The 19573-nt window shown below is 61.7% G+C and carries 21 protein-coding genes and 1 tRNA gene; 18 read left to right on the top strand and 4 right to left on the bottom strand.

What is annotated here, in order from left to right:
* Nucleotides 1-165: 165 nt before the first annotated feature.
* Genes G0P99_RS00230 through G0P99_RS00220 form a run of 3 tightly spaced genes read right to left on the bottom strand, consistent with a single transcriptional unit; the run spans nt 166 to nt 2221 of the window.
* Nucleotides 166-1326, bottom strand: coding sequence for an HD domain-containing protein (locus G0P99_RS00230; RefSeq protein ID WP_164126590.1), 1161 nt, complete (start codon nt 1324-1326; stop codon nt 166-168).
* Entirely contained in the window at nt 1323-1568 is a 246-nt protein-coding gene (locus tag G0P99_RS00225; protein WP_164126588.1) for a hypothetical protein, read from the bottom strand. The genes G0P99_RS00230 and G0P99_RS00225 overlap by 4 nt, the downstream gene beginning before the upstream one ends.
* On the bottom strand, nt 1568-2221 hold the full coding sequence (locus tag G0P99_RS00220; RefSeq protein ID WP_164126586.1) for an alpha/beta hydrolase: 654 nt from the start codon (nt 2219-2221) through the stop codon (nt 1568-1570). The genes G0P99_RS00225 and G0P99_RS00220 overlap by 1 nt, the downstream gene beginning before the upstream one ends.
* A gap of 182 nt (nt 2222-2403) precedes the next feature.
* Between G0P99_RS00220 and G0P99_RS00215 the strand changes: the two genes are divergently transcribed.
* From G0P99_RS00215 to G0P99_RS00155, 13 genes are all read left to right on the top strand, one after another.
* Complete coding sequence (locus tag G0P99_RS00215; RefSeq protein ID WP_164126585.1) at nt 2404-2862, top strand: Rrf2 family transcriptional regulator; 459 nt, start codon at nt 2404-2406, stop codon at nt 2860-2862.
* Between the two features lie 74 nt (nt 2863-2936).
* On the top strand, nt 2937-3980 hold the full coding sequence (locus G0P99_RS00210; protein ID WP_164126583.1) for a cysteine desulfurase family protein: 1044 nt from the start codon (nt 2937-2939) through the stop codon (nt 3978-3980).
* 40 nt (nt 3981-4020) lie between these two features.
* Nucleotides 4021-5541: a Fe-S cluster assembly protein SufB gene (gene sufB / locus G0P99_RS00205; protein WP_164126581.1), complete on the top strand. Its 1521-nt coding sequence runs from the start codon at nt 4021-4023 to the stop codon at nt 5539-5541.
* A complete protein-coding gene (locus G0P99_RS00200) occupies nt 5541-5714 on the top strand; it encodes a hypothetical protein (protein ID WP_164126579.1) in 174 nt (57 codons plus the stop codon). The genes sufB and G0P99_RS00200 overlap by 1 nt, the downstream gene beginning before the upstream one ends.
* Before the next feature lie 56 nt (nt 5715-5770).
* Nucleotides 5771-5959 (top strand): hypothetical protein, encoded by a 189-nt coding sequence (locus tag G0P99_RS00195; RefSeq protein WP_164126577.1) that lies wholly within the window; start codon nt 5771-5773, stop codon nt 5957-5959.
* A 32-nt stretch (nt 5960-5991) separates the two neighbouring features.
* Nucleotides 5992-6306, top strand: coding sequence for a heavy metal-binding domain-containing protein (locus tag G0P99_RS00190; RefSeq protein WP_164126575.1), 315 nt, complete (start codon nt 5992-5994; stop codon nt 6304-6306).
* A 2-nt stretch (nt 6307-6308) separates the two neighbouring features.
* A complete protein-coding gene (locus G0P99_RS00185; RefSeq protein WP_164126573.1) occupies nt 6309-7259 on the top strand; it encodes an FkbM family methyltransferase in 951 nt (316 codons plus the stop codon).
* 10 nt (nt 7260-7269) lie between these two features.
* Nucleotides 7270-8097 carry a polysaccharide pyruvyl transferase family protein gene (locus tag G0P99_RS00180; RefSeq protein ID WP_239059616.1) on the top strand — a complete coding sequence of 276 codons (828 nt, stop codon included), beginning with the start codon at nt 7270-7272 and terminating at the stop codon, nt 8095-8097.
* Nucleotides 8098-8109: 12 nt separating this feature from the next.
* Nucleotides 8110-8865 carry a Fe-S cluster assembly ATPase SufC gene (gene sufC / locus G0P99_RS00175; RefSeq protein ID WP_164126569.1) on the top strand — a complete coding sequence of 252 codons (756 nt, stop codon included), beginning with the start codon at nt 8110-8112 and terminating at the stop codon, nt 8863-8865.
* Nucleotides 8865-10145 carry a SufD family Fe-S cluster assembly protein gene (locus G0P99_RS00170; protein WP_164126567.1) on the top strand — a complete coding sequence of 427 codons (1281 nt, stop codon included), beginning with the start codon at nt 8865-8867 and terminating at the stop codon, nt 10143-10145. Before sufC ends, G0P99_RS00170 begins: the two co-directional genes overlap by 1 nt.
* On the top strand, nt 10145-10627 hold the full coding sequence (locus tag G0P99_RS00165) for a YIP1 family protein (RefSeq protein WP_164126565.1): 483 nt from the start codon (nt 10145-10147) through the stop codon (nt 10625-10627). The genes G0P99_RS00170 and G0P99_RS00165 overlap by 1 nt, the downstream gene beginning before the upstream one ends.
* Nucleotides 10627-11220 (top strand): YIP1 family protein, encoded by a 594-nt coding sequence (locus G0P99_RS00160; RefSeq protein ID WP_164126563.1) that lies wholly within the window; start codon nt 10627-10629, stop codon nt 11218-11220. The genes G0P99_RS00165 and G0P99_RS00160 overlap by 1 nt, the downstream gene beginning before the upstream one ends.
* Nucleotides 11213-12433, top strand: coding sequence for a cysteine desulfurase (locus G0P99_RS00155; RefSeq protein WP_164126561.1), 1221 nt, complete (start codon nt 11213-11215; stop codon nt 12431-12433). The genes G0P99_RS00160 and G0P99_RS00155 overlap by 8 nt, the downstream gene beginning before the upstream one ends.
* Before the next feature lie 92 nt (nt 12434-12525).
* Here G0P99_RS00155 and G0P99_RS00150 read toward each other — a convergent pair whose 3' ends face one another.
* Nucleotides 12526-14013: a fused MFS/spermidine synthase gene (locus G0P99_RS00150; RefSeq protein WP_164126559.1), complete on the bottom strand. Its 1488-nt coding sequence runs from the start codon at nt 14011-14013 to the stop codon at nt 12526-12528.
* 96 nt (nt 14014-14109) lie between these two features.
* Between G0P99_RS00150 and G0P99_RS00145 the strand changes: the two genes are divergently transcribed.
* The 5 genes from G0P99_RS00145 to G0P99_RS00125 all read left to right on the top strand — a co-directional run bounded on the left by G0P99_RS00145 (nt 14110) and on the right by G0P99_RS00125 (nt 19558).
* Nucleotides 14110-14186, top strand: a tRNA-Arg gene (locus G0P99_RS00145).
* 101 nt (nt 14187-14287) lie between these two features.
* Nucleotides 14288-15169 (top strand): N-carbamoylputrescine amidase, encoded by an 882-nt coding sequence (gene aguB / locus G0P99_RS00140; protein ID WP_164126557.1) that lies wholly within the window; start codon nt 14288-14290, stop codon nt 15167-15169.
* 256 nt (nt 15170-15425) lie between these two features.
* Nucleotides 15426-16394 carry a TAXI family TRAP transporter solute-binding subunit gene (locus G0P99_RS00135; RefSeq protein ID WP_164126555.1) on the top strand — a complete coding sequence of 323 codons (969 nt, stop codon included), beginning with the start codon at nt 15426-15428 and terminating at the stop codon, nt 16392-16394.
* Between the two features lie 123 nt (nt 16395-16517).
* On the top strand, nt 16518-19127 hold the full coding sequence (locus G0P99_RS00130; protein ID WP_164126553.1) for a TRAP transporter permease: 2610 nt from the start codon (nt 16518-16520) through the stop codon (nt 19125-19127).
* Nucleotides 19124-19558 (top strand): universal stress protein, encoded by a 435-nt coding sequence (locus G0P99_RS00125; protein WP_164126551.1) that lies wholly within the window; start codon nt 19124-19126, stop codon nt 19556-19558. The genes G0P99_RS00130 and G0P99_RS00125 overlap by 4 nt, the downstream gene beginning before the upstream one ends.
* The last annotated feature ends 15 nt before the right edge of the window (nt 19559-19573 follow it).

Raw genomic sequence — 19573 nt, 5'->3', positions numbered from 1 at the left:
GTTTGTTTTTTCGGATATTTGTCATGATCACGCCTTTTATCAAAGCCGTCTTGATTGCCTCGCTTCTTGTGGTTGCCGTTGGCCTGGGATTTGCACCACAGGACCCGGCCCCGAATCCTGCTGCTCAGCTCGAACAGACTGTCACCTCGACAGGGGTCTGACCCGTCAGACCGGCAGTCCCAGTCGGGTGAAACAGTCCAGAAGCTGTGGCTGGAGCCAGGTCCAGAGATCGGGCGCGCCGCGGCTGACCGGCTGGCCGACCCGGGTTTCGAGCTGTGGCAGGCTGACCCGGTAGCTGACCCAGGATCCGCCGCCGTTTTCCAGGTTTGCGATCGGTGTCTGTACCCGGTCGACGGCCTTGCCAAAGACCGCCTCGGGGCTTTGCGCGGCCTCGAACTCCTGCCAGAGCGACCGCAATGCGGCACCCTGATCCGGCGGCAGCAGTCCGAACAGACGGTCGGCAGCGGCCTGTTCCAGCGCCTCTTGCACGGCATGATCCACATTGCCGTGGATCGGATTGTCGCCGGCGTCGATCTCGACCAGGTCATGCAGCAGGAGCATGCGCAGAACCCGATCGGTATCGACCGGCTGCACGGCGTATTCATCCAGTACCCAGGCGTAGAGCATGATGTGCCAGCTGTGTTCCGCAGAATTCTCGTATCGGCTGTCATCCAGAAGGCGCGAGGCCCGGTGTACGGTTTTCAACTTGTCGGCTTCGACCAGGAATGGCAGGCGCTCGGTAAACCGGTCCAGGCTGGCGGGGGTGCCATCCAGCAGGGCCATCGCATGGGCGAACGCCTCGGGCAGGGCCGAGGCAAGATAGGCTGCGCGCCCGGTCCCGAGGTTGTCGCGCACCACATCCACATGATCAGGGCGCGGGGTATCGGCGCAAAGCACCTGGAACAATGGCTGGCACCGGTCCAGCATTTTTGCATAACGGGCGTCTGGCGTGGTGTCGGCCTCGAACTCGGTCCAGAGGTCGTGAAAACACGTGGCCTGATCCGGTGGCAAGAGACCGAAGAGGCGGCGCGCGGCGGCACGCTCGGCCCGTTCGACGGCCTGCCAGTCTGTCTCTTCGTGGATCGGATGGTCGCCGGTTTCGATCTCGACCAGATCATGCAGCAGCAGCATCCGGATCGCGCGGCCAACCGAGACATCCGGCCCGGCAAAAGGTTCAAGCGCCAGAGCCCACAGGGCAAGGTGCCAGCTGTGCTCGGCCGAGTTTTCGGGGCGCGACAGGTCCATCAGGACATTGGCCCGCTCGACGGTCTTCAACCTGTCCGCGACCTTGAGAAAGTCGATCTGCGCCGACAGGCGGGCTGTCATTGGCTGCCCTTGGGGGCTTGCGCCGCCTTCAACTCGTTCATCCGTTGGATCAGGAAGCGGCGCGCCTGGCGTTCGGCAAGACGCACGCGGATCTCTGTCAGATAGGCCTCTTCCAGAGATTGCGACGAGGCGGCCAGCACCTTGCCCACCTCGACAAAAAGCCGTTCCTCGCCGGTCTGGTCCATCACTTTCATCGTGTCCTCGGCCAGCTTTGCAGCGAGGGATTCGATGCTTCCCGCCATCAGCGCGACGTCTCGGTCAGGCGGCGTTTCACATAATCGGCAACGTTGGTGATCATCGTGTCCATATGCTGGTTCTGGAAGAAATGATCGGCGCCCTCGACCTCGGTATGGGTGATGGTGATGCCCTTCTGCTCATGCAGCTTGTTAACCAGCGAGCGGGTATCTGCGGGCGGTGCGACCCGGTCGGACGTTCCGTTGATGATCAGGCCCGAGGACGGACAGGGGGCCAGGAACGAGAAGTCGTACATATTGGCGGGCGGGGCCACGCTGACAAAACCGGTGATCTCGGGGCGGCGCATCAAGAGTTGCATGCCGATCCAGGCGCCAAACGAAAAGCCCGCGACCCAGCAGTGTTTCGAATTGTTGTTCATCGACTGAAGGTAGTCGAGCGCCGAGGCCGCATCGGACAGCTCGCCAATGCCCTGATCATATTCGCCCTGGCTGCGCCCGACGCCGCGAAAATTGAACCGCAGTACGGTAAAGCCCAGATTGTAGAAGGCATAGTGCAGGTTATAGACCACCTTGTTGTTCATGGTGCCGCCGAATTGCGGATGCGGATGCAGCACGATGGCAATGGGTGCGTCTTTTTCCTTTTGCGGGTGGTAGCGGCCTTCCAGACGGCCTTCGGGTCCGGGAAAAATCACCTCGGGCATGTGTGCTTTTGTCCTGTGTCATTTCCTGCGATACCCGGGCAAACTTGACGGAATCCCTAAGGCATCTTAGAACGGTTCTAATCAAACTGCCGGCCTACGGCAGCGCTGTCAGTGGGAGATACGCACTGAGGGCGATAAGGTCAATGATTTCGCGCGTCTGAGCGCCCAGCGGAGGGTCAGAGTTGAAACTGTCGACAAAAGGGCGTTACGCAATGGTGGCGCTGACCGACATTGCGCTGCAATCAGCCGATACGCTGGTGACGCTCGGCGAAATCTCGGCGCGGCAGGATATCTCGCTGCCTTACCTCGAACAGCTTTTCGTCAAGCTGCGCCGCGCCAATCTGGTGGAAAGCGTGCGCGGCCCCGGCGGCGGCTATCGGCTCGCCCGGCCAGCGTCGGAGATCCGGGTGGTCGATGTGCTGGCCGCCGTCGATGAATCGGTGAACGCGATGCACAAGGGGGCCGGTGCCTCGGGCGCGATGTCTGGCAGCCGTGCGCAATCCCTGACCAACCGCCTTTGGGAAGGGCTGAGCGCGCATGTCTATGTCTTTCTGCACCAGACCCGCCTGTCGGATGTGGTGCGCAATGATCTGGCACCATGTCCGGCGGTGCCAACCCTGTTTTCGGTTGTCGATGACTAGACCCGGAACGGGTCCGATTGCCAATCTCCTCCGGCCCGTCTATCTGGCCGTACCCGCCATGAAATGATGACTCTGTGATGCGTGTTTACCTCGACCATAATGCCACCACACCGCTGCGCGACGAGGCGCGGGCGGCGATGATTGCGGCGATGGATGTCTGCGGCAACCCGTCCTCGGTCCATGCCGAAGGGCGCGCGGCCAAGGCGGTGGTGGAAAAGGCACGTGCGCAGGTCGCCGCGGCCTTTGGCGCCGAGGGGGCGGATGTCGTCTTTACCTCCAGCGCGACCGAGGCTGCCGCGCTGGCGCTCAAGGACCGGGGATTGCACGGGTGCGCGCTTGAACATGATGCTGTAAGAGCCTGGATCAAAGAGGATTTGCCCGTATCCGCCGATGGTATGGTGACGGTGGCAGATCCCGCGCGATCGACCCTGCAACTCGCCAATTCCGAGACGGGTATCCTTCAGGACTTGCCGCAGGGACTGGCGGTGACCGATGCGACGCAGGGTTTTGGCAAATTGCCGGTCGCCTTTAACTGGCTCGGGGCCCAGATGGCGCTCGTCTCGGCGCACAAGCTGGGCGGCCCCAAGGGGATCGGAGCGCTGGTGATGCGGCGCGGCACCGATCTGGCGGCGCAGATCAAGGGTGGCGGACAGGAGATGGGGCGCCGCTCGGGCACCGAGAATGTCATCGGTATCGCCGGATTTGGCGCCGCTGCCGAGGCCGCCGCGCGCGATCTGGCAGATGGGGTCTGGGAGCGGGTCGAGAAACTTAGAAATATTCTAGAAAATGCTCTTGAGGCCGGTGCAAAATCTACTATTTTTGTCGGGAAAGGTCGGCCCCGCCTGCCGAACACCCTGTGTCTGGCGACGCCCGGCTGGAAGGGCGAGACCCAGGTGATGCAGATGGACCTGGCCGGATTCGCCATCAGCGCCGGCAGCGCCTGCTCCAGCGGCAAGGTCCGCGCCAGCGCGGTGCTGCAAGCGATGGGATATGACGAGGCCACGGCGATGAGCGCGATCCGCGTGTCGCTGGGGCCCGAGACGACCGAAACGGATGTGCTGCGCTTTGCCGAGGCGTGGCTGGACAAAGAAAAGAAACACCGCGCGCGCGCCGCGTGACACAGAACTAACAGCGCGCTTTGCGCGAAGGAGGGCTCTTATGGCCGCATTGGACCAGACCCAGGTAAAAGAAGGCGTCGATCAGGAGACGGTGGATGCCGTCCGCGAGGCGGGTACCTATAAATACGGCTGGGAAACCGAGATTGAGATGGAATACGCCCCCAAGGGCGTGAACCCGGATATTGTGCGGCTGATCTCGAGCAAGAACGAAGAGCCCGATTGGATGACCGAATGGCGGCTGGCCGCGTTCGAGCGCTGGACCGGCATGACCGAGCCGAAATGGGCGATGGTCAACTATCCCGAAATCGACTTTCAGGATCAGTATTACTATGCCCGCCCCAAGAGCATGAGCGAAAAGCCCAAATCGCTGGACGATGTCGACCCCAAGCTGCTGGCGACCTATGAGAAACTGGGCATTCCGCTCAAGGAACAGATGATCCTGGCCGGGGTCGAAGGCGCTGATGCGGCGCCTGTCGAGGGCCGCAAGGTGGCGGTCGATGCGGTATTCGATTCCGTCTCCGTCGGCACCACCTTTCAGGCCGAGCTGAAAAAGGCGGGCGTGATTTTCTGTTCGATTTCCGAGGCGATCCGCGAGCATCCCGAACTGGTCAAGAAATACCTCGGTTCGGTCGTGCCTGTCAGCGACAATTTCTATGCGACGCTGAACTCGGCCGTGTTCTCGGACGGCTCGTTCGTCTATGTGCCGCCCGGCGTGCGCTGCCCGATGGAGCTGTCGACCTATTTCCGCATCAACGCCGAGAATACCGGCCAGTTCGAGCGGACGCTGATCATCGCCGACAAGGGCAGCTATGTGTCCTATTTGGAGGGCTGCACCGCTCCGAAACGCGATGTGGCGCAGCTCCATGCTGCCGTGGTCGAGATCATCGTAGAGGAAGACGCCGAGGTGAAATACTCGACCGTTCAGAACTGGTATCCGGGTGACGAGAATGGCAAGGGCGGCATCTACAACTTTGTTACCAAGCGCGCCGATTGCCGGGGCGACCGGTCCAAGGTGATGTGGACGCAGGTGGAAACAGGCTCGGCCGTGACCTGGAAGTACCCGTCCTGCATCCTGCGCGGCGATGACAGCCAGGGCGAATTCTATTCCATCGCCATCGCCAACAACATGCAGCAGGCCGACACCGGCACCAAGATGATCCATCTGGGCAAGAACACAAAATCGCGCATCGTCTCCAAGGGGATCAGCGCGGGCAAGGCCCAGAACACCTATCGCGGGCTGGTGTCGATGCATCCCAAGGCCAAGAACAGCCGCAACTACACCCAGTGCGACAGTCTGTTGATCGGCGACAAATGTGGGGCGCACACGGTGCCCTATATCGAGGTCAAGAATAACTCGTCGCGCTGCGAGCACGAGGCGACCACGTCCAAGGTGGACGAGGATCAGCTGTTCTATTGCCGCTCGCGCGGGATCGATGAGGAAGCGGCGGTCGCGCTGGTCGTGAATGGGTTCTGCAAGGACGTGTTGCAGGCGCTGCCGATGGAGTTTGCCATGGAGGCACAACAACTGGTGGCGATCAGCCTCGAAGGGTCGGTGGGCTGATGCAGCGGGTCGCGTTCGACGTTCTGCTGGCCACTGCCGTCTATGTGGCGGTGTCGCTTGTGTGGCGCGGTGCAGAAACGCCGATTGGAACGCTGTTCAGCGCGCTGGTGTTTGCCATGGCCTATGGCGCGATACGCGTCGCCATGATCGTGTTCCGGGGGCAGGGCGAATGAGCATGTTGCTTCTCTCGCAGCCTCTGTCGAATTCTGACGGAATGTGAGGCCGGGAAATGCCCAAGGGTGACGATATCCTGACCTTTCTGGCCTATGCGCTGCCGGTTGCGGGCGGTTTGGCTGGAATGATCTTTGTCAACCTGAACCGCGAGGATTTCGTCAACCCGGTGACAGCCGTGGCCCTGGGCGCGGTTATGGGATGGGGTCTGGCGCGGCTCTTGCGGGCGCTGGCGGGGCGGAGATGACGATGCCTTGGGGTAGCGAAGGACAAAAACGCATGATCATCACAACCACGCCCGGCATCGAAGGGCGCCGTATCGTCGATTACAAGGGCATCGTGGTCGGAGAAGCGATCATGGGCGCCAATGTGGTGCGCGATTTCTTTGCTTCGGTCACTGATATCGTTGGCGGTCGCTCGGGCGCTTATGAAAGCAAGTTGCAGGATGCGCGCGAGACAGCCCTGGCCGAGCTTGAGCAACGCGCTACGGCGCTGGGTGCGGATGCCGTCGTTGGTGTGGACCTTGATTACGAGGTCGTGGCGGATTCGATGCTGATGGTGTCGGCCTCTGGCACCGCTGTTGTGTTGGGCTGAACATGGAAGACGACGCAATGACACCGGACGGCCCCGAGGCAGATCAGCTTGACGATCAGCCGCGCGCGGCACGATTGCTGGCACAGCGCTATGCCTTTCTGCGCGACGTGCTTTCGCCGGAGCGGCCGATGCGGATCACCGATGTCGGCGCCAACCCGATCAATGTGCCGGATTATGACCGCCTCTTGCAGGTGGGCGGGTGCGAGGTTTGGGGGTTCGAGCCGGACCAGGCGTCGTTTGACGCGCTGATGGCCGAGCCGCGACCCGGAACGCATTACCTGCAACGCGCGGTGGGGCCGACAGGGCCCGGACGGTTCTATCCCCATCGGTTGAGCGGGTTGGGGTCGTTGTTTCCGGTTCGGCGTGAATCGGTGACCTTTCTTGGCAAGCCGCAATGGACAGAGTCGCGGCGTGACCCGATCGATATGGAATTGATCGCGCTGGATGATCTGGGCGACGATGTGCTGCCGCGTCCGGACATGCTCAAGATCGACATTCAGGGCGGTGAACTGGATGTGATCCGCACCGGGCGGACCAAGCTGTCCGAGGCCGTGTGCATCGTGCCCGAAGTGCGGTTCTATCGGATCTACGAAGACGAGCCGCTGTTCGGACCGCTGGATGTGGAACTGCACGACCAGGGCTTCCGTTTTCACACGTTCCAGTTCACCAAGTCCCGGCAGATTATCAATTCTCAGAATGCGCGGCTGCCTTACAAGACCGTCCGCAGCCAGATGATGGATGGCGACGCCATTTACATCCGCGATCCCGAAACGATCGCCGAGTGGAGTGACGAGCAGGTTCGGCAGCTGGCGGTTGCCTCTTCCTGTGTGTTCGGCAGTTTCGACCTGACCGTGTTCTGTCTGGACGAGCTGGTCCGGCGCGGCCTGGCCGATGCGGATGTTCCCGCCCGGTTTGTCGATACGCTTCCCGCCTGGATGCTGAAGGACCGCTGAGATGTGCGCCATGCGATCCGAACCATTGCGGCTCTACTGGTGGAAGGGTGTGCCGAACTTCGGCGACACCTTGTCTGCGCTGGTGGTGAGCCATGTTTCGGGTCGCGAGGTGCGCCATGCCGGGCCCAAAGGCTGCGAGATGCTGGCCATCGGCTCGCTGATCCAGGTGATGCGCCGGAACTATGGCGAACCGGCGCCCGACGGGCGCCGCCCGGTGATCTGGGGCGCGGGGCTGCTGCATCCGGTGGGGTCGACCGGGTTTCTGGAAAACGTCGATGTGGCGCTGGTGCGGGGGCCACTGAGTGCCGATCTGCTTGGGCTGAGGATGAGGGCCTTTGGCGATCCCGGCCTGCTGGTGGCGGATCTGCTGGGCGATCTGCCCGCGCGGGCCGACCGGATCGCGCTGGTACCGCATCATTCGATGCTGGGCGACCCGACGCTGGCCGCGCTGCTGGAGAAGGAACCGGCACTGGAACTGATCGACGTGGCGGGCGACGCGCTGGAGGTCTGCCGCCGCATCGCCGCGTGCCGGCATGTGATCTCGGCCAGCCTGCATGGGCTGATCGTGGCCGATGCCTGCGGCGTGCCGTCGAGCTGGCTGATGCCCGGCGGGCAGCAGCATCTGAAGTATTACGATTATGCCGCCTCGGTGGGCCGTCCGCTGGACATACCGCTGACGCTGGCCGAGGTGCCCGCGCATCTGCGCGGCCTCAAGGATGACGACAGGCTGGCCTGGGCCGAAGGTGTTGCCCGCGCCCGCGCCGATCTGTTGACCGCTTTCCCGGTGCATATGCGCGCCCAAACCCCTGCCTCCGCCATTTCGGTGGATTCGAATTGAGACGAGGAAATCATGCTTGAAATCAAAAACCTGCACGTCAAACTTGAAGAAGAGGACAAGCAAATCCTCAAAGGCGTGGACCTGACCGTCGAGGCGGGCAAGGTGCATGCGATCATGGGACCGAACGGATCGGGGAAATCCACCCTGTCCTATGTTCTGTCCGGTCGCGACGGTTATGAGGTGACCGAAGGGTCGGCCCAGCTCGAAGGTGTGGACCTGTTGGAGATGGAGCCGGAGGAACGCGCCGCGGCGGGCCTGTTTCTGGCGTTCCAGTACCCGGTCGAGATTCCCGGCGTCGGCAACATGACCTTTCTGCGCACCGCGCTGAATGCGCAACGCAAGGCGCGCGGCGAAGAGGAGCTGAGCGCCGCCGACTTCCTGAAAGAAGTGCGTGCCAAGGCCAAGACCCTGAAAATCGACGCGGATATGCTGAAGCGTCCGGTCAATGTGGGCTTCTCGGGCGGTGAAAAGAAACGCAACGAGATCCTGCAAATGGCCATGCTGGAGCCCAAGATGTGCATTCTGGACGAGACCGACTCGGGCCTTGATGTGGATGCGATGAAGCTAGTGGCCGAGGGCGTGAATGCGCTGCGCGATGCCGGGCGCGGCTTCCTTGTGATCACCCATTACCAGCGCCTGCTGGATCACATCAAACCGGATGTGGTGCATATCATGGCCGATGGCCGCATCATCAAGACCGGCGGTCCCGAGCTGGCGCTGGAGGTGGAGAACAACGGTTATGCCGACATTCTGGCCGAGGTGAACTGATGGCGCTGCCTGCTCAGAAACAGACCGCGACCGAAGCCCTTTTGTCGTCGCTGCATCTGCCCGAGGCCGGCTGCACCCGCGCCGCGCGTGAGGCCGCTTTGGCCCGGTTACGAGAGATGGGTGTGCCCGGCCGGCGCGACGAATACTGGAAGTACACCCGGCCCGATTCGCTGATCACACCGGACGCACCGCGCGCCGCCACGTTCGAAGCGGGCGAGCCGATGATGTTCGATGCGGTCGACCGGCTGAAGATCGTCTTTGTCGATGGTGTGTTCGATCCCGAGGCGTCGGATCCGCTTGAACTGGAAGGTGTCCAGATCGAGCGTATCGAGGATATATGCTGCAAAGATATCCATTGGGCCAAGGACTTGTACGGCGTTCTTGAAGCGCGTGGTCATACGCCTGTGCCGCGCCCGCTGGCGGCGCTGAACACGGCCTTTGCCGCCGATGGTGTGGCGATCCATGTAACCGGAACCCCGTCGAAGCCGATCAGCCTGATCTATCAGCATGCATCCGAAACCTCGGACGCGATTCTGCATCACGTGATCCGGGTGGAGAGCGGGGCTGTGGTCACCGTTCTGGAGAACGGACCGGCAGCATCGCGGTTCAACAAATGCATGGAGATCGACATTGCCGATGGCGGAACGCTGCATCACGTGCGGGCCCAGGGGCGCGACCATGAACGCCGGGCGGTGACCCATATGTTCACACGGCTTGGCGAAGGATCGGTCTACAAATCCTTTACCCTGACAGTGAACGGGGTGTTGACCCGCAACGAACAGGTGGTTGAACTGACCGGCGACGATGCGGTGGCGCATGTGGCGGGGGCCTGTGTCGGCGACGGCGATTTCCTTCATGACGACACCGTGTTCATCACCCATGATGCGGTGGGTTGCGAAAGCCGACAGGTGTTCAAGAAGGTGCTTCGCAATGGCGCGACCGGCGTGTTCCAGGGCAAGATCCTGGTGAAGCCCGGCGCGCAGAAGACTGATGGTTATCAGATCAGCCAGTCACTGCTCTTGGACGATGACAGCCAGTTCCTGGCCAAGCCCGAGCTGGAGATCTATGCCGATGACGTGGCCTGTTCGCATGGCTCGACCAGCGGCGCGATCGACGAGACCGCGCTGTTTTACCTGCGCTCACGCGGCGTGCCGTTGAAAGAGGCGACCGATCTCTTGACGCTGGCCTTCCTGGCCGAGGCGGTTGACGAGGTCGAGGACAAATCGCTGGCTGAAGACATCGTCTCGCGGCTCGAAGGCTGGCTGGCGCGGCGGTCGTGATGCCGGTCACCGCCGATATCGTCGCCACCTATCGGGGGCCGCGGCGCGTGATGCGCCGGCTGCTGGACATGGGTCAGCGCGAAGACCGCGCGCTGGCCTTGGTCATGGCGTTTTGCGTCATCGCCTTTGTGGCCCAGATGCCGGCGCTGGCACGCCGCGCCCATCTGGAGCAGCTGGAACTGGACATGCTGATGGGGGGCGCGCTGCTGGGCAGCGTGATCATCCTGCCGCTTGTGCTCTATACCCTTGCCTTGTTGTCGCATTGGGTTGCACGGGTGCTGGGGGGGCGTGGCACCGCCTATGCGGCGCGGTTGGCGCTGTTCTGGTCGCTGCTGGCCTCCACTCCGCTGGTTCTGCTCAATGGGCTGGTTGCGGGATTTATCGGCCCCGGACCGGCGTTGAGCATCGTTGGCCTCTTGTGGATGGTCGTGTTCCTGTGGTTCTGGTTGTCCAATCTCTACCAGGCGGAAAGGCCGGAATAATGACCCCCAGCGAAATCCGCCGCCTGGCCCTGTTGTCGATCACCAATCCGGCACAAGCGGCGCGGGACGTCATGGCGTTGAACCTGGGGCGCGAGACCCTGTGGCTGGGGCTGGCGCTGGCGGTAGTTCTGAACGCATTACTGCATGGGTTGTCCAATCTTGCCTTTGGGCCGATGAGCATGCCTTTGCCGGGCATGCCGGTGTCGGTGGTTGGGTATGGCGCGCTAATGGCGGGCGGATTGATGCTGACGATCCTCGCGGTTCATCGCGTCGGCCGGTGGCTGGGCGGGCAGGGATCGTTTGGCGATGTGATGGCGCTGATCGTCTGGATGCAGCTTTTGTTGGTGGTCGTACAGGCGGTCACGCTGGTACTGGCGCTCACCATCCCGATCCTGTCGGCGCTTTTGGCGCTGGCGGCCAATCTGGTGGCGCTTTACGTTTTTCTTCACTTCATCGATCAGGCCCATCGGCTGGGGTCGTTGATGTACGCGGCGGGTGTTCTGGTTCTGTCGATCCTGGCCATCGCGTTTTCACTTTTCGTTCTGCTGTCCCTTGCCGGGGGACCAATCCCGGGAGCTCCTCCGCATGTATGATGTCCAGAAAATTCGTTCCGATTTTCCCATTCTTGGGCGAGAGGTGAACGGCAAGCCTCTGACTTACCTGGATAATGGCGCTTCGGCCCAGAAGCCGCAGGTGGTCATCGACGCGATCACCCAGGCCTATGCGATGGAGTATTCCAACGTCCATCGTGGCCTGCACTTCCTGTCGAATCTCGCGACCGAGAAATACGAGGCCGTGCGCGGTATCATCGCGCGGTTCCTCAATGCCGGGTCCGAGGATGAAATCGTGCTGAACTCGGGCACTACCGAGGGGATCAACATGGTCGCCTATGGCTGGGCCATGCCGCACATGCAGGCAGGCGACGAAATCGTGCTGTCCACGATGGAGCATCACGCCAATATCGTCCCCTGGCATTTCCTGCGGGAACGTCAGGGCGTGGTTCTGAAATGGGTCGATCCCGCGGCGGATGGGTCACTGGACCCTCAGGCGGTTCTGGACGCTATCGGACCCAAGACAAAACTGGTGGCCGTGACCCAGTGTTCCAATGTGTTGGGAACCGTTGTTGATGTAAAATCCATCTGTGCCGGGGCCCGTGCCAGGGGCGTGCCGGTACTGGTCGATGGCTCGCAAGGCGCGGTTCATATGCCGGTCGACGTGCAGGATATCGGCTGTGATTTCTATGCTATCACCGGGCACAAGCTTTATGGCCCTTCGGGGTCGGGCGCGATCTATTGCCGGGCCGAACGTCTGGCGGAGATGCGCCCGTTTCTGGGTGGCGGCGACATGATCAAGGAGGTTACCAAGGACACGGTGATCTACAACGATCCGCCGATGAAGTTCGAGGCGGGTACCCCGGGCATCGTGCAGACCATCGGGTTCGGCGTGGCGCTGGAGTATCTGATGGATCTCGGCATGGAGAATATTGCCGCGCACGAGGCAGGTTTGCGGGATTATGCGAGCCAGCGATTTGCGGGGCTTAACTGGTTGAACGTGCAGGGTCATGCGCCGGGCAAGGCAGCGATCTTCTCCTTTACGCTCGAAGGTGCCGCGCACGCGCATGACATCTCGACCATCCTGGACAAGAAAGGCGTCGCCGTGCGCGCAGGCCACCATTGCGCCGGACCGCTGATGGAGCATCTGGGCGTCACTGCGACCTGTCGGGCGAGTTTCGGCCTCTATAACACCCGCGAAGATGTGGATACGCTGATCGACGCGCTGGAGCTGGCACACGAGTTGTTCGCCTGACAGCGATATATTGCGGGGCAAGGGGGCGCTGCCCCCGTCGCGCGGATGCGCGACTCCCACGGAGTGTTTTGGGCGAAATGAAGGAGCGGGTCCTAGTCCGGGCGTCCGATCAGGCGGTCGATCGGGGCGAAATCATCGGTGAGCAATGTCCCCGTCGTCGCCAGTTGGGTGACCCAACTTGGGTCCAGCGCACCGAACTCTGTTCTGTCCGGGGCGCGGGTGACGAACCGGGAATGCCCGGTCGGGTGTGATCCCGCCGCGATCACAAAGACCGCGCGTTCTCCCGGTGGCGGGGGAGTGGTGCTGGTCCAGACTTCGACTTCGGGAAATACGGTGCCCAATGTGCGCACCAGCGCAGCGAGTGCATGCAGCCGGTCCTGATAGTCGATGACGTTCATCAGATAGGTGCCTTTGGGGGCGAGCCGGTCTCGAACCAGTTCAAAGAACTCTCGGGTAACAAGGTGCGCAGGAACGGCCACGTCGGTAAAGGCGTCGCCCAGGATCACGTCATAGCGCCGGTCGGGCCGTGTCAACAGGGCGCGGCGGGCGTCCTCATGCAGGATTTCGGCGCTGGCGGGGTCGAACCAGAACTGCTCGGCGGCAATGCGTGTCACCTCTGGGTCGATCTCGGCTACAGTGCGGGGGCCGGTACCGCGCAGGGCAAAGGCGCGCGGGATGGAATAGGAGCCGCCGCCGATGAAGAATGAGGTGAACTCTTTGTGCGCGGCGCGAATGCGGGCCAGCGCGTCCAGCATGGCGGCATGATCCGTGTACATCACCAGCGGAGCGTCACGGGCGCTGATCCCGTGCCCCAGGTGGTCGATCACCATCAGCCGCTCCGGAGCCTCAGGTGATCCCAGTTCGATGACGCGGATGCAGTAATAGCGGCTTTCGCGGGTGCAGGGATTTGGGGCCGCAAGCGCCGCGGCGGCCAGTCCCGCAACGACCAGAACGGCAATTAGCGGTGCCAGCAGCCTGTCGCCGGCAAGGCGGAAGCAGATCAGGCCCGAGATCGCGTAGATCCCCGTCACCGTCAGCAGCGTCAGCGTCGACCCGAGCCACGAGATGAAGAGAAACCCGGCAAGCAGCGTTCCGGCGATTGCCCCCAGGGCGCCGGCCGCAAACATCGCACCGAGCGCCCGGCCGGCCCCTTCGCGGCGTGTTACGGCCAATGCCGCCAGAACCGGGGCCGGGACACCCGCAAAGGTCGACGGCAGGAAGAAGACGGCAAGCGTCAGCACGGCGATTCCCCAGACCGGGTGCGGCACGGCCGCCAGCACCGGGCCGGACATGGCGCGCAGCAAAAGGGCGGAGGCCGCCGTTGTGAGCGCTGCGGCCACCATCGTCCACCCGGTCAGGTTCAGCGCGCGCCGGGGCGGATACTCCGCCAAGCGACCACCAATCCAGTGCCCCAGGGAGAACCCGGCCAGCACGACCGCGATGACCGAGGTCCAGGTGTAAAGCGACATGCCGACGTAAGGCGCAAGCATCCGCCCGGCCACGATCTCGACCACCAGAGAGGCGGCGGAGACGGCAACTTGCAACAGGATCAACAGGAAAAGCGATGGGGTACGTTCCATGTCGCCATTTGGAAAACCAACCGGCAGTAAAGCAAGAAAAATCCGCAGATAACCGATTGCAGTACCCGTCCCTATACCGTATAGCCCGGATCACCGGCACCCGTAGCTCAGCTGGATAGAGTGCTGCCCTCCGAAGGCAGAGGTCACAGGTTCGAATCCTGTCGGGTGCGCCATCTCTTAAAAACTTCTGGTTTGTCTTGTGTTTCGGCGGTTGCCGATGCGTGTTTGGCCTTGCAACATGCAAAACGGACGCAAGCATGGGACGGAGGAATGAATGGCTCAGATCACTGTTGCGGCAACACAAATGGCCTGCACCTGGAATCTCGAGGAGAATATCTCGAACGCGGAGAGCCTAGTTGTAGAGGCAGCGGATCGGGGGGCACAGATCGTGCTGTTGCAGGAGCTGTTCCAGACCCCGTATTTCTGTTCCGAAATCTCTCCGCGCCATTTCGACCTGGCCAATCCGCTGGAGAGCGATCGGGCCATCGCCCATTTCCAGACGGTGGCGCGCCGACTGGGGGTCGTTCTGCCTGTCTCTTATTTTGAGCGCGCGGGGCAGGCGTTCTTCAATGCTCTTGCGATTGTTGACGCGAACGGAGAGATCCTGGCGAATTATCGCAAGACGCACATTCCGCAAGGTGCCGGATATGAGGAGAAATTCTATTTCACCCCGGGAGATACGGGGTTTCAGGTGGTGCAAACAAGGTTTGCCCGCCTGGGTTGCGGCATTTGCTGGGACCAGTGGTTTCCGGAAACGGCGCGTGCCCTGGCGCTGATGGGGGCAGAGGTGCTGATGTTCCCGACAGCGATCGGATCTGAACCGCAGGAACCCGAGTTGGACAGTTCCGGCCATTGGCAGCGCACGATGCAGGGACATGCAGCGGCGAACGTCATGCCGCTGGTCGCCTCGAACCGGATCGGGGTTGAAAAGGTCGGTGCTGACGAGATGACATTCTATGGCTCGTCGTTCATCGCCGACCATACCGGCGCCAAGGTGGCCGAGGCCGGTCGTACCGAGCAGACGGTTCTGACGGCGGCGTTCGATCTGGACGAGATCGCTAGGTACCGCCGGGCCTGGGGCCTGTTCCGGGACCGCAGGCCGGACATGTATGGCGCCTTGCAAACGGTTGATGGGCGCAATCCGGTTGTCGGATGACCCTGTAGCAAGCCCAGTTTCGGGGAAAAATCCGGTTTCAACCTCAGAATTGAGGCACGCACCGCATTCGGTCCGAGCCGTGGCTTGACAACGTGCAAGTGCGGATGAAACCCTTGGAGGGCAGGGAGAAACCAATAGATACTGCCGTTTAACATTGCAACGATCGACTGCCTGCATTAGCCCGCAAAGCTCGGCGGGTGGGCCTTTGCCCTGAGCGCCGAACATTGGCGAAGAATAAGAAAATGGGAGTACAGCGATGAAAAAACTGAACAAATTCAGCCTTGCTGCATTGGTGACGACAGCCTTCATGGCCCCGGCCGCTATGGCCGAAGAGTTCATCACAATCGGTACCGGCGGCGTGACCGGTGTCTATTATCCGACCGGTGGTGCGATCTGCCGCCTGGTGAACAAGGGCCGCAAGGAACATGGCGTCCGCTGCTCGGTCGAGTCGACCGGCGGATCGGTTTACAACATCAACACCATTCGCGAGGGTGAACTGGAGTTCGGCGTCGCACAGTCGGATTGGCAGTTCCATGCCTATAACGGGTCGTCCAAGTTCGAAGAGGCTGGCAAGTTCGAGGATCTGCGCGCCGTTTTCTCGATCCATCCCGAGCCTTTCACCGTGGTTGCGCGGGCGGATTCGGGTGTCAAAACCTTTGACGATCTCAAGGGCAAGCGCGTGAACATCGGCAACCCGGGTTCGGGTCAGCGCGGCACCATGGATGTTGTGCTCGAGGCGATGGGCTGGTCGCTGAGCGATTTTGCCCTGGCCAGCGAATTGAAGGCGGCCGAGCAGTCGGCGGCGCTCTGCGACAACCAGATCGACGCGATGATCTATACTGTCGGCCACCCGTCGGGCTCGATCCAGGAGGCGACCACTGCCTGCGACTCGGTCCTGGTGAATGTCGAAGGCACAGCCATCGATAAACTGGTCGACCACAATACCTTCTACCGCAAGGCGACCATCGTCGGCGGTACCTATCGCGGCAACCCGGATGACGTGCACACCTTTGGGGTCGGCGCGACGCTGGTGACTTCGGCCAATGTTTCCGACGACGCGGTCTATGTTCTGGTCAAGGCTGTCTTCGACAATTTCGAGGACTTCAAGAAACTGCACCCGGCTTTCTCGAACCTCAAGGAAGAGGAAATGATCAAGGACGGACTGTCGGCACCGCTGCATGCGGGCGCCGAGAAGTACTATCGCGAGCGCGGCTGGATCAACTGATCCTGATATCGACGCAGCGGGGCGCATCGGTTTTGCGCCCCGCACCCTCCCGGCCGGAAGCCGGGCAAGAAGTATCAAGCCGGCGACAGACAGAAGCGCCCGGCGGGACAGGGAGTTATTCGCATGGCCTCTGACAAATCGGGCAACCGTCCGCTTTCCGAAGAAGAGTTGCAGGATCTGGTTACATCCTCGGATGCGGGCGCACGCGATCCGGTGGGGAACGTCGGGCTGTTTTTGGCCATCGTGGCGGTGATCTGGTCGGTGTTCCAGCTGATCCTGGCCTCGCCGATGTCGAACCTGATCCTGCCCGGCAGTATCGTGAACAACTCGCGTCAGGTGCATCTGGCCTTTGCGTTGTTTCTGGCCTTTGCCGCATATCCTGCGCTGAAATCCAGTCCGCATGATCGCATCCCAGTTCAGGATTGGATCATGGCGGTGGTTGGCGCGCTGATCGCGCTTTACGGTTACATCTTTTACGACAAGCTGGTGAATTCGGGCGGTTTGGCCGATGACACCGACAAATGGGTGGCCCTGGTTGGCCTGATCCTGCTGTTCGAGGCCGCGCGCCGGGCGCTTGGCCCGGCAATGGCGATCATCGCCACGATCTTCCTGCTCTATGTGTTCTTTGGCGCCTCGGAATGGGTGCCCGAGGTGATCCGCTGGAAAGGCGCCAGCCTGAAAAAGGCGATGAGCCATATGTGGCTGACATCCGAGGGTGTGTTCGGGATCGCGCTTGGCGTGTCGACCAAATTCGTTTTCCTCTTTGTTCTGTTCGGTGCTCTGTTGGACAAGGCAGGGGCCGGCAACTACTTCATCAAGATGGCGTTCGGCGCATTGGGACACCTGCGCGGTGGCCCGGCCAAGGCGGCCGTCGTGGGTTCCGCCGCGACCGGTCTGATCTCGGGGTCTTCCATCGCCAACGTGGTCACCACCGGCACCTTTACCATCCCCCTGATGAAGCGCGTGGGCTTTACCAGTGAACAGGCTGGCTCGGTCGAGGTCGCAAGCTCGGTCAACGGGCAGATCATGCCGCCGGTCATGGGGGCCGCGGCCTTTCTGATGGTGGAATATGTGGGGGTCTCCTATGTCGAGGTGATTACGCATGCGTTCCTGCCCGCCGCGATCAGCTATATCGCGCTGGTCTATATCGTGCATCTGGAGGCGGTGAAGCGGAACATGCCGACTTTGGGTAACCGCGAGGTGCACCTGGCCAGAACCATCGTCGGCATGCTCAGTTTCTTTGCGGTCTTCGCCGGGCTCTGCTATGCCACGCAGTTTCCGGCACAGGCGATTACCGCCTGGGCGCCCAGCATGGCCGGGCTGATCCTGGGACTTGCGGTTGTTGCCACATATCTGGCGCTTCTCTGGGTCGCGGCCAAGGCGCCCGACCTGGAACCGGACGACCCCAATGCCGAAGTGGTGGAACTGCCCGAGATTCCCAAGATCTACAAGGCTGGGCTGCATTATCTGCTGCCGATCATCGTGCTCGTTTATTTCTTGATGATCGAACAGAAGTCGCCGGGTCTGTCTGCTTTTTGGGCGACGGCGCTCTTGTTCGTTATCCTGCTGACCCAAAAGCCGCTCAAGGCGATGTTCCGGGGACAGTCGGACGTCGCCAATAGCTTCATGTCCGGTCTGAGGGATCTGTGGCAGGGGCTGATCGATGGGGCCCGTAACATGATCGGCATTGCGCTGGCCACGGCCACCGCAGGGGTGATCGTGGGCACCGTGACCCTGACCGGGGTGGGTCAGGTGATGGCCGACCTAGTCGAGTTCCTGTCGGGTGGCAACCTGGTGCTGATGCTGATCATGGTCGGGGTTCTCAGCCTTATCCTCGGCATGGGCCTGCCGACCACGGCCAACTACATCGTGGTAAGCTCGCTGATGGCGGGTGTGGTGGTGGAACTGGGCGCGCAATCCGGGCTGATCGTGCCGCTGATCGCCGTGCATCTCTTTGTCTTCTACTTCGGGATCATGGCCGATGTGACGCCTCCGGTGGGCCTGGCGAGTTTTGCCGCCGCCGCCGTGTCGGGCGGGGATGCGATCAAGACCGGTTTTGTCGCCTTCTTCTACAGCCTGCGCACTGTGGCGCTGCCTTTTGTATTCATCTTCAACACAGACATGCTGTTGATCGACGTGACCTGGATGCAGGGCATATTGGTGGCGATATCGGCGACCATTGCTGTGCTGGTGTTCACCGCCGGAACCATGGGGTACTTCCTGACCCACAGCCGAATCTATGAAAGCGCGGCGCTGATCCTGGTGGCGTTTATCCTGTTCCGGCCAGACTATGTGATGAACCGGATCGTTCCGCCGTTCGAACAGATCGAACCGGCGCAGTTTGCCGAAGCGGCAGGGGAGGCCGATCCCGGGGATATCCTGCGGGTTGTCGTCTCGGGTCCCGACTTCGTCAGCGGCGCGACAAAGGATCTGAGCCTGGAGTTGACGGTTGGGGATGAGGCCGATGGTGCTGCACGGATCGACGCGATGGGCTTCCTCCCGTTTGAAGAGGATGGTCTGGTCAAACTGGAAGAGCCGATGTTCGGAACCCCGATCAGCGAGAACCTGCAAGGCTTCGACTTCTACGGGGATGAGCCGGTGCGGATTGTGGCGGTCAAGGCGCCAGCCCATCAACCACCCAAGGAACTGGTTTTCATTCCCGGGCTGCTGTTGCTTGCGCTGATCGCCTTTGTCCAACGTGCCCGCGCATCCAGAGAGGGAGAACCGGCATGAGCGTTTCGGTCCTATGCGCCGTCGATATCAGCAATCGAGATCAGGATGTCGGGGTATTGAGACAGGCCGCCCGGATGGCCGACCTGGATAGCGCCCGTATGGACGTGATGACGGTGTTGCCTGATTTTGGGGAAACCTGGGTTTCGGGGTTCTTCGAAAAGGATCATCACGACAAGGCGATAGAGGCCGCCCATGCCCAGCTTGTCCGGCTGTGTACCGAGACATTGGGCGAAGAACGGAACGCCTCTATCCGGCACGTAGTGGCAACCGGCACCGCCTATAGGGAAATCCTCAAGGTTGCCGAGGCGGCGCAGAGCGACCTGATCGTGGTGGGGGCCCACAAGCCAGACCTGCGGGATTACCTGCTGGGTCCAAACGCATCGCGCGTCGTCCGGCATGCGCCTGTTTCGGTGTTTGTCGTCCGCGGTTGAGGCTGTTTCACGGTC

Origin of the sequence: Ruegeria sp. PrR005, assembly GCF_010500245.1 — a bacterium.
Taxonomy (GTDB): Bacteria; Pseudomonadota; Alphaproteobacteria; order Rhodobacterales; family Rhodobacteraceae; genus Ruegeria_B; species Ruegeria_B marisflavi.
This window is presented reverse-complemented; position numbering and strand designations above follow the sequence as displayed.

Excerpts from the sequence above, each read along its gene's own strand:
- G0P99_RS00230 (WP_164126590.1), bottom strand. The coding sequence starts at position 1,326 with ATGACAGCCCGCCTGTCGGCGCAGATCGACTTTCTCAAGGTCGCGGAC.
- G0P99_RS00225 (WP_164126588.1), bottom strand. The coding sequence starts at position 1,568 with ATGGCGGGAAGCATCGAATCCCTCGCTGCAAAGCTGGCCGAGGACACG.
- G0P99_RS00220 (WP_164126586.1), bottom strand. The coding sequence starts at position 2,221 with ATGCCCGAGGTGATTTTTCCCGGACCCGAAGGCCGTCTGGAAGGCCGC.
- sufB (WP_164126581.1), top strand. The coding sequence starts at position 4,021 with ATGGCCGCATTGGACCAGACCCAGGTAAAAGAAGGCGTCGATCAGGAG.
- G0P99_RS00200 (WP_164126579.1), top strand. The coding sequence starts at position 5,541 with ATGCAGCGGGTCGCGTTCGACGTTCTGCTGGCCACTGCCGTCTATGTG.
- G0P99_RS00195 (WP_164126577.1), top strand. The coding sequence starts at position 5,771 with ATGCCCAAGGGTGACGATATCCTGACCTTTCTGGCCTATGCGCTGCCG.
- G0P99_RS00190 (WP_164126575.1), top strand. The coding sequence starts at position 5,992 with ATGATCATCACAACCACGCCCGGCATCGAAGGGCGCCGTATCGTCGAT.
- G0P99_RS00185 (WP_164126573.1), top strand. The coding sequence starts at position 6,309 with ATGGAAGACGACGCAATGACACCGGACGGCCCCGAGGCAGATCAGCTT.
- G0P99_RS00180 (WP_239059616.1), top strand. The coding sequence starts at position 7,270 with ATGCGATCCGAACCATTGCGGCTCTACTGGTGGAAGGGTGTGCCGAAC.
- sufC (WP_164126569.1), top strand. The coding sequence starts at position 8,110 with ATGCTTGAAATCAAAAACCTGCACGTCAAACTTGAAGAAGAGGACAAG.
- G0P99_RS00170 (WP_164126567.1), top strand. The coding sequence starts at position 8,865 with ATGGCGCTGCCTGCTCAGAAACAGACCGCGACCGAAGCCCTTTTGTCG.
- G0P99_RS00165 (WP_164126565.1), top strand. The coding sequence starts at position 10,145 with ATGCCGGTCACCGCCGATATCGTCGCCACCTATCGGGGGCCGCGGCGC.
- G0P99_RS00160 (WP_164126563.1), top strand. The coding sequence starts at position 10,627 with ATGACCCCCAGCGAAATCCGCCGCCTGGCCCTGTTGTCGATCACCAAT.
- G0P99_RS00155 (WP_164126561.1), top strand. The coding sequence starts at position 11,213 with ATGTATGATGTCCAGAAAATTCGTTCCGATTTTCCCATTCTTGGGCGA.
- G0P99_RS00150 (WP_164126559.1), bottom strand. The coding sequence starts at position 14,013 with ATGGAACGTACCCCATCGCTTTTCCTGTTGATCCTGTTGCAAGTTGCC.
- aguB (WP_164126557.1), top strand. The coding sequence starts at position 14,288 with ATGGCTCAGATCACTGTTGCGGCAACACAAATGGCCTGCACCTGGAAT.
- G0P99_RS00135 (WP_164126555.1), top strand. The coding sequence starts at position 15,426 with ATGAAAAAACTGAACAAATTCAGCCTTGCTGCATTGGTGACGACAGCC.
- G0P99_RS00130 (WP_164126553.1), top strand. The coding sequence starts at position 16,518 with ATGGCCTCTGACAAATCGGGCAACCGTCCGCTTTCCGAAGAAGAGTTG.
- G0P99_RS00125 (WP_164126551.1), top strand. The coding sequence starts at position 19,124 with ATGAGCGTTTCGGTCCTATGCGCCGTCGATATCAGCAATCGAGATCAG.